This is a genomic window from Mycobacterium sp. 852002-30065_SCH5024008 (assembly GCF_001665645.1).
GTDB lineage: Bacteria > Actinomycetota > Actinomycetes > Mycobacteriales > Mycobacteriaceae > Mycobacterium > Mycobacterium paraffinicum.
In genome coordinates, this window is sequence record NZ_LZSZ01000184.1 from 15,164 (window position 1) to 29,585 (window position 14,422).

Genomic DNA, 14,422 nt, shown 5'->3' on the forward strand with positions numbered 1-14,422 from the left:
TTGGGTGGATCAGTCGAGTGGGGATGGCGCCGGAACCGGCGACACCGCGAGCAACACGGTGCATTACCCCAAGGTTGTGCTGGTTACCGGTGCGTGCCGGTTCCTGGGCGGCTACCTGACCGCTCGGCTCGCGCAGAACCCGATGATCAACGCGGTCATCGCGGTGGACGCGATCGCGCCCAGCAAGGACATGCTGCGCCGGATGGGCCGCGCCGAGTTTGTGCGTGCCGACATCCGTAATCCCTTCATAGCCAAGGTGATTCGCAACGGCGACGTCGACACCGTGGTACACGCGGCAGCGGCGTCGTACGCCCCGCGGTCCGGGGGCACCGCTGCGTTGAAGGAAATCAACGTGATGGGTGCGATGCAGCTGTTCGCGGCCTGCCAGAAGGCGCCCTCGGTGCGCCGCGTCGTGCTCAAGTCGACCTCCGAGGTGTACGGGTCGAGCGCTCACGATCCGGTGATGTTCACCGAGGACAGCACCAGCCGTCGACCGCTGCGCGGGGGTTTCGCCAAGGACAGTCTCGACATCGAGGCGTACGCGCGCGGCCTGGGCCGGCGCCGCCCCGATATCGCCGTGACGATCCTGCGGCTGGCCAACATGATCGGGCCGGCCATGGACACCACGCTGTCGCGGTACCTGGCCGGGCCGCTGGTGCCCACGATGTTCGGCCGCGACGCGCGCCTGCAGCTGCTGCACGAGCAGGATGCGCTGGGCGCGCTGGAGCGCGCGGCGATGGCCGGCAAGGCCGGCACCTTCAACATCGGCGCCGACGGGATCATCATGCTGTCGCAGGCGATCCGGCGGGCCGGCCGGATTCCATTGCCGGTGCCCGGTTTTGGCGTCTGGGCGCTCGATTCGCTGAGGCGGGCCAATCGCTACAACGAGATCAGCCGCGATCAGTTCGCCTACCTGAGTTACGGCCGGGTCATGGACACCACCCGGATGCGCTCGGAGCTCGGATATCAGCCGAAATGGACGACGGCCGAGGCTTTCGACGACTACGTCCGCGGCCGCGGCATGACTCCCATTATCGACCCGCATCGGGTACGCTCCCTGGAGGGTCGAGCCATATCTTTAGCTCAGCGCTGGGGTAGCCGAAATCCAGTTCCGTGGGGTGGGGTCAGGTAGGTATCGTGGCTGGTGAAACCAGAGCCAATGTCATTCCACTGCATACAAATCGGGGTCGGGTAGCGGCGCGTAAAAGAGCCGATCAGCGGGCGGAGTCAGCTCGCCAGCATCCTTCCTTGCTTTCGGACCCGCACGGCCGGGCTTCAGCCGAACAGATCGCCGCCGTCGTCCGCGAGATCGACGAGCATCGGCGTGCCGCGGGCGCTGGATCGGCGGACGCCCCGCTCAACGAACTCGCTCAGCGCGTCGCCGCGGTTGCCGGCTTCCTGCGTCAGCGGCTCACGGGTGACTACACCGTCGATGAGTTCGGCTTCGATCCGCACTTCAACAGCGCGATCGTCCGGCCGTTGCTGAGGTTCTTCTTCCGGTCGTGGTTCCGGGTCGAGGTCAGCGGAATCGAAAACCTGCCCAGCGACGGGGCCGCGTTGGTGGTGGCCAACCATGCCGGGGTGTTGCCGTTCGACGGGCTGATGTTGTCGGTGGCCGTCCACGACGAGCATCCCGCCCAGCGGGACATGCGGTTGCTCGCCGCCGACATGGTGTTCGACCTGCCCGTGGTGGGTGAGGCCGCCCGCAAGGCGGGCCACACGATGGCCTGCACGACGGACGCGCACCGGCTGCTCGCCGCCGGGGAACTGACCGCCGTGTTCCCGGAGGGCTACAAGGGGCTGGGGAAGCGCTTCGAGGACCGCTACCGGTTGCAGCGGTTCGGCCGCGGGGGCTTCGTGACGGCTGCGCTGCGCACCAAGGCGCCCATCATCCCGTGCTCGATCATCGGTTCGGAAGAGATCTATCCGATGCTGACCGATGTCAAGATGCTCGCCCGGCTGTTCGGCCTGCCCTACTTCCCGATCACGCCGCTGTTCCCGCTGGCGGGGCCGGCCGGGCTGGTGCCTCTGCCGTCGAAGTGGCGCATCGCGTTCGGTGAGCCCATCTACACCAACGACTACGCCGCCTCCGACGCCGAGGACCCGATGGTCACCTTCGAGTTGACCGATCAGGTTCGCGAGACGATCCAGCAGACGCTGTACCGCTTGCTCGCCGGCCGGCGCAACATCTTCTTCGGCTGAAGCTCTCCTGACGCGAAAACGCCCCGGAGCCAACGGCTTCGGGGCGTTTTGCGCTTGGATTACTTGACCATTGTGAACTGGCAGACGTTGGTGTAGCCGTCGCGGAACAAGTCCGAGCAGCCCCGCAAGTACTTCAGGTAGATGTCGTAGGTCTCCTGCCCCTTCAGGGCGATCGCCTCGTCCTTGTGCGCCTCGAGGGCATCGCCCCAGGCGGTCAGCGTCGGCACGTAGTTCTTGCCGATGAAGTGGCGTCGCTCGATCTTGAAACCCGCATCGGTCGCGTACTTGTCGACCAGGTTGACCTGGGGCAACTTTCCGCCCGGGTAGATCTCCTTCAGGATGAAGCTGATGAACCGCAGCAGGGTCATGTTCACCTGCAAGCCCATCGCTTTGCCCTCCTCGGCGGTGGGCACCACGATCGAGTGCAGCAGCATGCGGCCGTCGTCGGGCAGCAAGTCGTAGTACTTCTTGAAGAAGGTGGCGTACCGCTCGTATCCGGCGTCGCCGGCTCCGTCGGCAAAGTGCTCGAACGCGCCCAGCGACACGATGCGGTCGATCGGTACGTCGCCGGGGAATTCCTCCCAGCCTTGGATCCGCACCTCCTTGCGGCGGGGGCTGTCCATCTTCTCGAATTCGGCCACGCAGTGGGCGTACTGGTTCTCGCTCAGCGTCAGGCCGATGACGTTGACGTCGTACTCGGCCACCGCGTGCCGCATGGTCGAGCCCCAGCCGCTGCCGATGTCGAGCAGCGTCATGCCGGGCTCGAGGTTCAGCTTGTCCAGGGCCAGCTTGCGCTTCGCGTACTGCGCCTCTTCCAGAGTCTTGGTCAGATTCTGCGGGTCCGGATTCTCGTCGAAGTATCCGCAGCTGTAGGTCATCGACGGGTCAAGCCAGAGCTTGAAGAATTCGTTCGACTTGTCGTAATGGGACCGGACTTTCTCGACCGGTGGCTTGAGCTGGGTGCTACCCGTTTCCCCCTGTGAAGTCATTGATTTGACCCTACTTTCCGGCTGATATGGATGCGATTGCGGCCACTGTTGCATCAGTGTCGGCTTGGGTTGTGGCTTCCCCCAGCATCGTCACGACGCTGGTGATAAGCGGGTTCCCGTCGGCATCGGTGACTTCGCTGCGGATCTCAGCGAGCACGGTGCCATGGGATTCGATCACCGAGTCTAGATAGGTGTCGAAGAAAAGCATATCGCCGGCCACGATCGGTCGGTGGAACTTGAACTTCTGATCGCGGTGGATCACCCGGGCGATATTGATCGGAATGCTGAACTTGGTGAAGATCTCCAGCTGCACGCGCCGTCCGGCGATAGCGAGGAACGTCAGCGGGGCCAGCAGCGAGTCGTAGCCGGCAGCGGCGGCATCGGCCTCGCTGAAGTGCGTCGGATGCTCATCCTTGATCGCGATCGCGAACTCCCGAATCTTCTCGCGTCCGACCAGGAAGTAATCCGGGGCCCGATAATGGCTGCCGATGAGTCCTTCGGCTTCTTTGGGGGTCGTCATGCCGCTGTCGCTCTCCGCTCGAATAGGTCTCAGCGGCGCAGCCTATCAGCGCGATTGTCGTCGGGACGCCACCGCGGCCAGTGCGCCACCCGCCGCGCCCAGCGCCAATGCCGACGGCACTCCGATCCTCGCGGCCTTGCGGGCGGTGCGAAAGTCGCGGATCTCCCAGCCGCGTTCGCGGGCCAGTGTGCGCAGGCGGGCGTCGGGATTGATGGCGACGGCGGTGCCAACCAGCGACAGCATGGGCACGTCGTTGAAGCTGTCGGAGTACGCCGTGCAGCGTTTGAGGTTCAGCCCCTCCCGGATGGCCAGCGACCGCACGGCGTGCGCCTTCCCGGTGCCGTGCAGGATGTCGCCGACCAGCCGCCCGGTGAATACGCCGTCGACGGACTCGGCGACGGTGCCCAGGGCGCCGGTCAGGCCGAGCCGCCGCGCGATGGTCGCCGCGAGTTCATACGGCGTGGCGGTGATCAGCCAGACCTGCTGGCCCGCGTCGAGGTGCATCTGCGTGAGCTCGCGGGTGCCCGGCCAGATCTTGTCGGCGATGATCTCGTCGTAAATCTCCTCGCCCAGGGCCACCAGTTGTTCGACGGAGCGGCCCTCGATGAAGGCGAGCGCTTTGCGCCGGCCGGCGGCGACGTCGTTGCTGTTCTCCTTGCCGAGGATCTGGAATTTGGCCTGGGCGTAGATGAAGCCGAGCACATCGCGGTACGTGAAGTAGTTGCGCGCCGCCAGCCCGCGGCCGAAGTGCACCGCCGAGGAGCCCTGCACCAACGTATTGTCCACGTCGAAGAAGGCGGCCGCGGTCAAGTCGATCGGCGGCTGCGGGCGATCCTCGGCGGCGGTTTCCTCCCGCAGGCCTTCCAGCGCGCGGGCGGCGCTGGCCTCGGCGGCCAGCGACTCCAAGTCAACGCGACTGAGGTCTCCGTTGACCGGGTCAGAGGAAGTCATCGCCAAACCTCCTAGATCGCTGTGTTGCCTGGCGACCCAGTGGGTCCCGATGTTCAACCCTATCCGGGAGGCGTGGCGAGGGCTGTGTATGTCCGGCTTCTCGTCCACGTCCGATGCGCTCGGGGGTGCGGCCTAATTGTCTTCCCCGGGCAGCGCCGCCCAGCGGCGCCATCTGCTCACGACCACATACCGAGATTCGTCGACATGGCGCCGGTGTAGTTGCCGTGCGCGGTCGTGGCTACCTTCTCGAGTTGCGCCAGCGCCTCACGCATCATCGCCTCGCCGCGCACCCAGTGCTGATGCGCCTCGGCATGGGCCGCGGCGGCCTCACCCGTCCACGCGGCGTGCAAACGTGTTACCCGAGAATCGATTTCGGCGATCACGTCCTCGGCGTAACGCTGAAACGTCGCCATCCGCTGCACCGCATCGGCCAGCGCCTGGGGATCCACCCGGAACGCCTCAGCCACCACGCACCGCCCGCTCCGCCTGGGCGGACCCGGCCTCGTTGGCCTGGTAGCCCTCGCCGGCCTGACCCACCAGGTGCGCCAGCATCGACAGCCCGAGCTGTACCTCTCGGGCGCCCCGATGCCATAGCTCCCATGCCGAGGCGTATGCCGTTCCCGACGCCCCCTGCCAGCCGCCCAGCACCTGACCGACCTGATCGTCGAGCCGGCTCAACTCGGCCGAAAGATGCTCGGCCGCGCCGCCGATGGAAACGGCATGGCTTTGCATCACCACCGGATCAACCCGCAGCGTGTCGTCAGCCATAGCCGGAACATAACGCCTGGTAGGTGGCCTCACAAGTCACCGATGCCACACTGGTGGCCATGACCGACGCCCCCCGGCGGCCGCACGTGGAGCTACTGACCCGAGACGGCTGCACCATCTGCGAACGCGTGCACGCGCGACTCGGTGAATTGGCGGCTGAGCTGGGCTTCGACCTGTCGACGATCGACGTCGACGCCGCCGCATCGGCCGGCAACCCGGCGCTGCGGGCCGAGTTCGGCGACCGGCTGCCCGTGATCCTGCTCGACGGCCGCGAGCACAGTTACTGGGATATAGACGAGGCCCGGCTGCGCGCGGATCTCGCTCGATGAGGGCCGCCGGGCAATTATTTGGTAGCCCACCTGATAAACGATTACCGTGGAAACCAGTTCAATTACTGGAGAAAGCAAGGGAGCTGGCCAGGTGATGCTGCCGTGAGCGTCTTGCTTTTCGGGGTTTCGCACCGCAGTGCGCCGGTCTCCGTCCTGGAACAACTCACCATCGACGAATCCGATCAGGGCAAGATCGTCGACCGGGTGTTGCAGTCGCCGCTGGTAACCGAGGCGATGGTGCTGTCGACGTGCAACCGGGTCGAGGTCTACGCGGTGGTGGATGCGTTCCACGGCGGGCTGGCGGCAATCGGGCAGGTGCTGTCGGATCACTCCGGAATGTCGATGGGGGACCTGACCAAGTACGCGTACGTCCGCTACAGCGAGGCCGCCGTCGAGCACCTGTTCGCGGTGGCCAGCGGTCTGGACTCCGCTGTCGTGGGTGAGCAGCAGGTGCTCGGCCAGGTGCGCCGCGCGTATGCCACCGCGGAAACCAACCGCACGGTCGGCCGGGTCCTTCATGAGTTGGCCCAGCGGGCGCTGTCGGTGGGAAAGCGGGTGCATTCCGAGACCGCCATCGACGCGGCCGGCGCCTCCGTGGTGTCGGTCGCCCTGAACATGGCCGAACGCCGGCTGGGCGGGCTACAGGGCAAGACCGCCGTGCTGGTCGGTGCCGGCGCGATGGGCGCCCTGGCGGCGGCCCACCTGACCCGGGCCGGCATCCGGCACGTGCACGTCCTGAATCGGTCGCTGTCCCGGGCGCAGCGGTTGGCCCGCAAACTCCGCGAATCCGGTATCCAGGCCGACGCGATGTCGCTCGACCGCTTGGCCGACGCGGTGGCCGACGCCGACGTCATGGTCAGCTGCACGGGCGCGGTGAGCCCGGTCGTCACGCTGGCCGACGTGCACCACGCGCTGGCCGCCGCGCGCCGCGACGAGTCGGCCCGCCCGCTGGTGATCTGCGACCTGGGCATGCCGCGTGACGTGGACCCCGCGGTCGCCGGTCTGCCCGGGGTCTGGGTCGTCGACGTGGACCGCGTGCAGCACGAGCCGTCGGCGCACGCCGCGGCCTCCGATGTCCACGCCGCGCGCCACATCGTGGCCGCCGAGGTCGCCGCCTACCTGGCGGGGCAGCGCATGGCCGAGGTCACGCCGACGGTGACCGCATTGCGCCAGCGCGCCGCCGACGTGGTGGAGGCGGAGCTGTTGCGCCTGGACAACCGGCTGCCCGGCCTGGAGAGCGCCCACCGCGAGGAGGTGGCCCGCACCGTGCGACGGGTGGTGGACAAGCTGCTGCATGCGCCCACCGTGCGGATCAAACAACTCGCCAGCGCCCCCGGCGGGGACAGCTACGCCGAAGCGCTGCGCGAACTCTTCGAACTCGACCAGACCGCCGTCGACGCCGTCGCTGCGGGCGAATTGCCCGTCATATCAACGGGATTCGACGCCGGAACGCAAGAACCGTCCGCCGAGTAGCCGATTGGCGAACGTGATCCGGATAGGTACCCGGGGCAGTCTCTTGGCCACCACCCAGGCCGGCGTCGTCAGGGACGCCTTGATCGCCAACGGTCATCCCGCGGAGCTGGTGATCATCACCACCGCCGGCGACCGCTCGTCGGCGCCCATCGAGACCCTGGGCGTCGGCGCCTTCACCACCGCGCTGCGGGAGGCCATCAATGACGGCCGGGTGGACGCCGCCGTGCACTCCCACAAGGATTTGCCCACGGCGGACGACCCGCGGTTCACCATCGCGGCCATCCCGCCGCGCAACGACCCCCGCGACGTGGTGGTTGCCCGCGACGGGCTGGTACTCGGGGAGTTGCCGGCCGGTTCGCTGGTGGGCACCTCGTCCCCGCGGCGGGCAGCGCAGCTTAGAGCATTGGGTCTCGGTTTGGAAATCCGCCCCCTACGAGGCAACCTAGATACCAGGTTGAACAGGGTAAGCAATGGTGATCTCGACGCGATCGTGGTAGCTCGGGCCGGACTGGCCCGGCTCGGTCGCCTCGACGATGTCACCGAGACGTTAGAGCCGGTGCAGATGTTGCCAGCACCGGCTCAGGGCGCGCTCGCGGTCGAATGCCGCGCCGGCGATGGGTTGGTGGCAGTGCTGGCGGAGTTGGACGACGCCGACACGCGTGCATCGGTCACTGCGGAGCGAGCCCTGTTGGCCGAACTGGAGGCCGGTTGTTCCGCACCGGTGGGCGCGATCGCCGAGGTGGTCGAGTCCATCGATGAGGAAGGCCGAGTCTTCGAAGAGCTGTCGCTGCGCGGGTGCGTGGCGGCACTGGACGGATCTGACGTGATCCGCGCGTCCGGCATCGGCACCGCCGATCGGGCGCGTGAGCTGGGGGTTTCGGTCGCCGCAGAGTTGTTCGAACTCGGCGCCCGAGAACTCATGCAGGAAGCGCGGCAGGACCCGGCACGAGGAAATTAATTGCGAGTGACGTGGGAGCGACAATGACGACGCGAGGGCGTAAGCCGAGACCCGGCCGCATCACGTACGTGGGCTCTGGTCCCGGCGATCCGGGACTCTTGACTACCCGGGCCGCCACGGTATTGGCGAACGCCGCCTTGGTGTTCACCGACCCCGACGTGCCGGAGCCGGTGCTGGCGCTGATCGGCAAAGACCTGCCGCCGGTTTCGGGCCCGGCGCCCGCCGATGCCCCTGCCGGGCACGGCGACGCCGCCACCGGCGCGGAGCAACCCGCGGTGATATCGGCCGGTCCCGATGTCCGCCCGGCGCTGGGCGAGCCCGCCGAGGTGGCGAAGACGCTGACCGCCGAGGCCCGCACCGGCGTCGACGTGGTGCGGCTGGTGGCTGGGGATCCGCTGACGGTCGACGCGGTCATCACCGAGGTGAACGCCGTCGCGCGGAGCCACCTGCACCTCGAGATCGTGCCCGGCCTGGCTGCCACGGACTCCGTGCCCACCTACGCGGGGTTGCCGCTGGGCTCGTCGCACACGGTTGCCGACGTCCGCGACCCACATGTGGACTGGGACGCGTTGGCCGCGGCGCCCGGCCCGCTGATCCTGCAGGCGACCACGTCGCATCTGGCCGATGCAGCGCGCACCCTGATCGAGCACGAGCTGGCCGAGTCCACTCCGTGCGTGGTGACCGCGCACGGCACCACCTGCCAGCAGCGTTCGATCGAGACCACGCTGGGCGGTCTGACCGACTCGGCCGTGCTGGGCGCGACGGACCCGGCGGGCCCGTTGACCGGGCCGCTGGTGGTGACCATCGGCAAGACGGTGGCCAGCCGGGCGAAGCTGAACTGGTGGGAGAGCCGCGCCCTGTACGGCTGGACCGTGTTGGTACCGCGCACCAAGGACCAGGCCGGCGAGATGAGCGAGCGGCTGACGTCCTACGGTGCGCTGCCGATCGAGGTGCCGACCATCGCCGTCGAGCCGCCGCGTAGCCCCGCGCAGATGGAGCGGGCAGTCAAGGGCCTGGTCGACGGCCGCTTCCAGTGGGTGGTGTTCACCTCCACCAACGCGGTGCGCGCGGTGTGGGAGAAGTTCGGCGAGTTCGGTCTGGACGCCCGCGCCTTCTCGGGCGTGAAGATCGCCTGTGTCGGCGAGTCCACGGCCGATCGGGTGCGCGCCTTCGGGATCAGCCCCGAATTGGTGCCGGCCGGGGAGCAGTCGTCGCTGGGTCTGCTGGACGACTTCCCGCCCTACGACAGCATTTTCGACCCGGTGAACCGTGTCCTGCTGCCGCGGGCCGACATCGCCACCGAGACGCTGGCCGAGGGGCTGCGCGAACGGGGCTGGGAGATCGAGGACGTCACCGCCTACCGGACGGTGCGGGCCGCCCCGCCGCCGGCGGAGACGCGGGAGATGATCAAGACCGGCGGGTTCGACGCGGTGTGCTTCACCTCCAGCTCCACGGTGCGCAACCTGGTGGGCATCGCCGGCAAGCCGCACGCGCGGACGATCATCGCCTGCATCGGTCCCAAGACCGCCGAGACCGCCGCCGAGTTCGGTCTGCGGGTGGACGTGCAGCCCGAAACGGCCGCGGTCGGTCCGCTGGTCGACGCTTTGGCCGAGCACGCCGCGCGGTTGCGCGCCGAGGGTGCGCTGCCACCGCCGCGTAAGAAGAGTCGCAGGCGCTAGCCGATGGCCTACCCGCGGCAGCGCCCGCGTCGGCTCCGCTCCACCCCCGCGCTGCGTCGTTTGGTGGCGCAAACGTCTTTGGAGCCAAGGCATTTGGTGCTGCCGATGTTCGTCGCCGACGGTATCGACGAGCCGCGGCCGATCGCGTCGATGCCCGGCGTCGTGCAGCACACCCGCGACTCGCTGCGCAGCGCCGCGGCCGACGCCGTCAACGCCGGCGTTGGTGGGCTGATGCTGTTCGGCGTGCCTCGCGACGAGGACAAGGACTCGATGGGGTCGGCCGGCACCGACCCCGATGGCATCCTCAATCTCGCCCTGCGGGACCTGGCCAAGGATCTCGGCGACGCGACGGTGCTGATGGCCGACACCTGCCTGGACGAGTTCACCGACCACGGCCATTGCGGCGTGCTGGACGCCAGGGGCCGGGTCGACAACGACGCCACCCTGACCCGGTACGTGAAACTGGCCGTCGCACAGGCGGAGTCGGGCGCGCATGTGGTCGGGCCGAGCGGGATGATGGACGGCCAGGTGGCCGCGATCCGCGACGGCCTGGACGCCGCCGGTTACACCGACGTGGTGGTCTTGGCCTACGCCGCGAAGTTCGCCTCGGCGTTCTACGGCCCCTTCCGAGAGGCGGTCAGTTCCAGCCTGTCCGGGGACCGGCGCACCTATCAGCAGGAGCCGGGAAACTTCCGCGAGGCGCTGCGCGAGATCCGGCTGGACCTCGACGAGGGCGCGGACATCATCATGGTCAAACCCGCGATGGGTTACCTCGACGTGGTGGCCGCCGCGGCGGACGTCTCGCCGGTGCCGGTGGCGGCCTACCAAGTCTCGGGGGAATACGCCATGATTTGTGCTGCGGCCGCGAATAATTGGATCGACGAGCGGGTGGCGGCGCTTGAGTCGTTGACCAGCATCCGCCGTGCCGGAGCCGATATCGTGCTGACCTATTGGGCCGTGGACGCGGCCGGTTGGCTTTCGTGAGATGGGGCTTGCTTTGACATCACAGTCGACTAGGGGCGAGCCGAAGCCGTTGTTCTACGAGCCGGGCGCCAGCTGGTGGTGGGTGGCATGGGGCCCGGTGGCCGCGGGCTCGATGATCCTGATCGAGGTCTGGAGCGGCGCCCCCGTGTCGTTCTTGATCCCGGTGATCTTCCTGATCCTGGTGTCCGGGTTCGTCGGATTGCAGGTCAAGGCCGCCCGGATCCACGTCTCGGTCGAGCTCACCGAAGACGCCCTGCGTCAAGGCACCGAAACCATTCTGGTGCGCGAGATCCTCAAGGTGTATCCCGACGCCGAAAACCACGAAGCGTCCGGTAAGGAGCTGGCCCGGTGGCAGTCGGCGCGGGCGCTCGGCGAATTGGTCGGGGTGCCCCGGGGCCGGATCGGGATCGGGCTCCAGCTCACCGGAAAACGCACCGTTCAGGCCTGGGCCCGCCGGCATCGCCAGCTCCGCGAGGCGCTGACCCCGCTGGTTCAGGAGCGGGTCGAACCCGCCGGCTCGGATGCCATCGACGCCGACCGTGACGACGAAGCCGGGCCCGCACAGTGAGCGCCCCACGCTGGGGTACCAGGGTCCTGGTCGAACTGGGCCTGGCCTGCGCGGCGTTCGTCGGCGCGGGAGTGAGCTCGTCGCGTTCGCACCACCTGGTGGCGGTGGCGCCCATCGCGGACGGGCAGCCGTTCACCACGTCAACGGTGTATGACCCGCAGCTGCTGTTGCTGACCCTGTTGCTGCTGGCGAGTGCTGGGGTGCTGGCGGTGGTCGGAACCGCCCGACACCTCCGTGAGCGGCGCTCTAAGACGTCCTGACCAGCGGTAGTGCCAGCCGACGGCGCCGGGCGATGGCGTCGGCCAGGTCATGCAGTGCCTCGGGCACCGAGTGTTCGTCCGAAAACCCGCTGTCACCCAGGGATTCGGTGACCGCCGGGCTCGCGACCAGCGTCCATTGCACCCCTTCGGCGCGGCAGTCGTCATCGAAGGTTTGCAAAAGCGAAATGCCCGGCCCAGCAAATTGGGTGACGCCGCTCATGTCGAGCACCACGCGGTCTTCTCCGACGATGAAACGGCGAATGTACCCGGCGACTCGTCCGGCATTGAGAGCGTCGATTTCACCCCGGATCGTCACCACGGTGGCCAGCTGGCGACGGTGGGCCCGGATCCAAGCGCCGTCGCAGTGGAGGATGCCGTTTTGCTCCCGCGTCAGGACTTCGGCGATCGTCATGAACACCCCTCGCTTTCCGTGGCGTTCGCTGTGCTTCTGACGCTAAACCCCAAGCTTAAGGAGGGTGAAAGCCGCATCTAACGTTTTGCTAAGAAGCGATTGTCCCCGCCATTCCCGCCCTTTCCGAGCAAAGGTCGCCAGGCGCGAATTGTCGGCGAAAGGCCGCATGCCACACCACAACCGTCCGCGCGCCGGGGCCATTGCGCTGCTAGGCTGCCATGGCTGCCGGTTGCGATGCGGGGGCTTGTGACATCGCGTGGTCAGCCGACTAACAGGCGAACGGAACAGCAGAGTCCAGGCGGAAAGAGCATCGTGCGCGGCGCAGAGATCAGGGGCGAGATCAAGGCCCTGACGGGGCTCCGCATCGTCGCCGCGCTGTGGGTCGTGCTGTTTCACTTCCGCCCGATGCTGGGCGACGTGGGGACCGATTTCCACGATGCCCTCGCGCCGGTGCTCAACTGCGGAGCCCAGGGCGTCGACCTGTTCTTCATCCTCAGCGGATTCGTACTGACCTGGAACTACCTCGACCGGATGGGCCGGTCATGGTCGACGCGCGCGACCCTGCACTTCCTGTGGCTGCGGCTGGCCAGGGTGTGGCCGGTGTACCTGGTCACGCTGCACCTCGCCGCCCTCTGGGTGATTTTCACCCTGCACGTCGGCCACGTTCCGTCGCCCGACGCCGCCCAGCTCACCGCGATCAGCTATGTGCGCCAGATCCTGCTGGTGCAGCTGTGGTTCGTGCCGTTTTTCGATGATTCGAGCTGGGACGGGCCCGCCTGGTCGATCAGTGCGGAATGGCTGGCCTATCTGCTTTTCGGCCTTCTGGTGCTGGTGATTCTGCGGATGAAGCAGGCGACGCGGGCGCGGAGCCTGATGTTGCTGGCGTTCGCGGCGGCACTGCCGCCCGTGGTCATGCTCCTGGCCAGTGGCCACTTCTACACCCCGTGGAGCTGGTTGCCGCGGATCGTCACCCAGTTCACCGCCGGCGCGCTTGCTTGCGCCGCGGTGCGCAGGCTGCGGCTGACCGATCGCGGCCGCCGACTGGCGGGCTACCTGTCCCTGCTTCTGCTGGCCGCCATGGTGGGCGTCCTCTACTGGTTCGACGCGCACCCGATCTCCGGGGTGGTGGAGAACGACAGCGGCGGCGTGGTCGACATCCTGTTCATTCCGCTGGTGATCACGCTGGCCATCGGCGTCGGCAGCCTGCCGAGAGTGCTCTCTACCCGGTTCATGGTCTACGGAGGCCAGATCTCGTTCTGCCTGTACATGGTTCACGAGCTGGTGCACACCGCATGGGGCTGGTCCGTCGAGCAGTTCGAGCTTCGGCCGCAGGACAATCCATGGAAATGGAACATCATTGGCCTGCTTGCGATCGCCGTGGTCATCTCGATCGTGATGTATCACTTCGTCGAAGAGCCCGCCCGCCGCTGGATGCGCCGGATGGTCGACGTCAAAGCCGTCACCGCGAGAAGCGAGCCCGACGAGCCGCCGAACGGCACGGTCCATCCGATCGACCGCTCGCTGGAAGCCGTTTCGGTCCGCGCGGTGTGACGGTTGCGTTAGCGCACGGCCGCGAGCCGGCGGCGGATAATCGATGAAAATACGGTGGCACATGACGATGCCGTTGACGGGGGAGGTAGTGGTGAGTCGTCTGGCCACCTTTGTCATCGGCCTGACTTTTCTGGTCGGCGTCGGCATCGCATACCCCGCTCAGGTGCGCACGTACGACACGCTGACCCTGGATTTCCGGTTGAACCACATTGCCGTAGTAGGGGACTCATATACCACCGGCACCGGTGAAGGTGGGCTGGGCCCGAGGTCATGGCCCGCCCGCGCCTGGGACGTACTCGCCGCGCGCGGCGAACGGATCTCGGCCGACGTCGCGGCCGAGGGCAGGGCCGGCTACGGCATGCCGGGCGACCATGGCAGCGTGTTCGAGGACCTGACCGCAAGGGCGGTGCAGCGCGACGATGTGCTGGTGGTGTTCTTCGGCTCCCGCAACGACGAGACCATCGATCCGGGTCTGATAGCTCAAAAGGCCCGCAGCACATTCGATCTGGCTCGCCAGCTGGCGCCGTCCGCGCGGTTCCTGGTGATCGGACCGCCGTGGCCGACCGCCGATGTGCCCATCCCCATGCTGCAGGTTCGCGACGTGCTCGGCGCGGCGGCGGCGGCCGCGGGTGCGACGTGGGTCGACCCGATCGCTGAAAGCTGGTTCGTGGGTAGGCCCGATCTGATCGGGGCGGACGGTGTGCACCCGAACGACGCCGGGCATCAATACATGGCGGACAAGATCGCCCCGCTGATCCGCACGCAACTGTCGACCTGA

16 protein-coding genes and 1 pseudogene are annotated in these 14,422 nt (G+C 67.6%); 11 read left to right on the forward strand and 6 right to left on the reverse strand.

All coding sequences use genetic code 11. The annotated features are described in order from the left end of the window. Positions 1-4 precede the first annotated feature (4 nt). Positions 5-1,132: an SDR family oxidoreductase gene (locus tag A5781_RS23770; RefSeq protein ID WP_067212914.1), complete on the forward strand. Its 1,128-nt coding sequence runs from the start codon at positions 5-7 to the stop codon at positions 1,130-1,132. Continuing rightward, positions 1,114-2,202 (forward strand): lysophospholipid acyltransferase family protein, encoded by a 1,089-nt coding sequence (locus tag A5781_RS23775; protein ID WP_197503841.1) that lies wholly within the window; start codon positions 1,114-1,116, stop codon positions 2,200-2,202. Before A5781_RS23770 ends, A5781_RS23775 begins: the two co-directional genes overlap by 19 nt. Before the next feature lie 59 nt (positions 2,203-2,261). On the opposite strand, the gene A5781_RS23780 is transcribed toward A5781_RS23775, so the two are convergent. The 5 genes from A5781_RS23780 to A5781_RS23800 form a co-directional block, all read right to left on the reverse strand. After that, a complete protein-coding gene (locus A5781_RS23780; RefSeq protein ID WP_067212920.1) occupies positions 2,262-3,191 on the reverse strand; it encodes a cyclopropane mycolic acid synthase family methyltransferase in 930 nt (309 codons plus the stop codon). Between the two features lie 10 nt (positions 3,192-3,201). Beyond that, entirely contained in the window at positions 3,202-3,711 is a 510-nt protein-coding gene (locus A5781_RS23785; protein WP_067212923.1) for a MaoC family dehydratase N-terminal domain-containing protein, read from the reverse strand. 45 nt (positions 3,712-3,756) lie between these two features. Beyond that, complete coding sequence (locus A5781_RS23790) at positions 3,757-4,662, reverse strand: HAD family phosphatase (RefSeq protein ID WP_067212926.1); 906 nt, start codon at positions 4,660-4,662, stop codon at positions 3,757-3,759. Between the two features lie 176 nt (positions 4,663-4,838). Then, positions 4,839-5,129: a WXG100 family type VII secretion target gene (locus A5781_RS23795; RefSeq protein WP_067213184.1), complete on the reverse strand. Its 291-nt coding sequence runs from the start codon at positions 5,127-5,129 to the stop codon at positions 4,839-4,841. Next, a complete protein-coding gene (locus tag A5781_RS23800; RefSeq protein ID WP_067212929.1) occupies positions 5,122-5,430 on the reverse strand; it encodes a WXG100 family type VII secretion target in 309 nt (102 codons plus the stop codon). The genes A5781_RS23795 and A5781_RS23800 overlap by 8 nt, the downstream gene beginning before the upstream one ends. 59 nt (positions 5,431-5,489) lie before the next feature. Here A5781_RS23800 and A5781_RS23805 point away from each other — a divergent pair. From A5781_RS23805 to A5781_RS23835, 7 genes and pseudogenes are all read left to right on the forward strand, one after another. Continuing rightward, positions 5,490-5,854, forward strand: a pseudogene (locus A5781_RS23805) (glutaredoxin family protein). 7 nt (positions 5,855-5,861) lie between these two features. Further along, positions 5,862-7,232, forward strand: coding sequence for a glutamyl-tRNA reductase (locus A5781_RS23810; RefSeq protein WP_067212932.1), 1,371 nt, complete (start codon positions 5,862-5,864; stop codon positions 7,230-7,232). Between the two features lie 13 nt (positions 7,233-7,245). Further along, entirely contained in the window at positions 7,246-8,190 is a 945-nt protein-coding gene (gene hemC / locus A5781_RS23815) for a hydroxymethylbilane synthase (protein WP_067213192.1), read from the forward strand. Between the two features lie 23 nt (positions 8,191-8,213). Beyond that, positions 8,214-9,869, forward strand: coding sequence for a uroporphyrinogen-III synthase (locus A5781_RS23820; protein ID WP_067212935.1), 1,656 nt, complete (start codon positions 8,214-8,216; stop codon positions 9,867-9,869). A 3-nt stretch (positions 9,870-9,872) separates the two neighbouring features. After that, positions 9,873-10,853 (forward strand): porphobilinogen synthase, encoded by a 981-nt coding sequence (hemB, locus tag A5781_RS23825; RefSeq protein ID WP_082939499.1) that lies wholly within the window; start codon positions 9,873-9,875, stop codon positions 10,851-10,853. A 1-nt stretch (position 10,854) separates the two neighbouring features. Continuing rightward, entirely contained in the window at positions 10,855-11,421 is a 567-nt protein-coding gene (locus A5781_RS23830; protein WP_067212938.1) for a DUF3093 domain-containing protein, read from the forward strand. Then, positions 11,418-11,681 carry a hypothetical protein gene (locus A5781_RS23835; protein ID WP_067212940.1) on the forward strand — a complete coding sequence of 88 codons (264 nt, stop codon included), beginning with the start codon at positions 11,418-11,420 and terminating at the stop codon, positions 11,679-11,681. Before A5781_RS23830 ends, A5781_RS23835 begins: the two co-directional genes overlap by 4 nt. On the opposite strand, the gene A5781_RS23840 is transcribed toward A5781_RS23835, so the two are convergent. Continuing rightward, complete coding sequence (locus A5781_RS23840; protein ID WP_067213199.1) at positions 11,668-12,093, reverse strand: STAS domain-containing protein; 426 nt, start codon at positions 12,091-12,093, stop codon at positions 11,668-11,670. The two genes, A5781_RS23835 and A5781_RS23840, sit on opposite strands and share 14 nt — an antisense overlap. A 312-nt stretch (positions 12,094-12,405) precedes the next feature. Here A5781_RS23840 and A5781_RS23845 point away from each other — a divergent pair, with 312 nt between their 5' ends. Together A5781_RS23845 and A5781_RS23850 are read left to right on the forward strand one after the other, a co-directional pair. Further along, positions 12,406-13,644, forward strand: coding sequence for an acyltransferase (locus A5781_RS23845; RefSeq protein WP_067212943.1), 1,239 nt, complete (start codon positions 12,406-12,408; stop codon positions 13,642-13,644). Between the two features lie 91 nt (positions 13,645-13,735). Beyond that, entirely contained in the window at positions 13,736-14,422 is a 687-nt protein-coding gene (locus A5781_RS23850) for a GDSL lipase (RefSeq protein WP_067213202.1), read from the forward strand.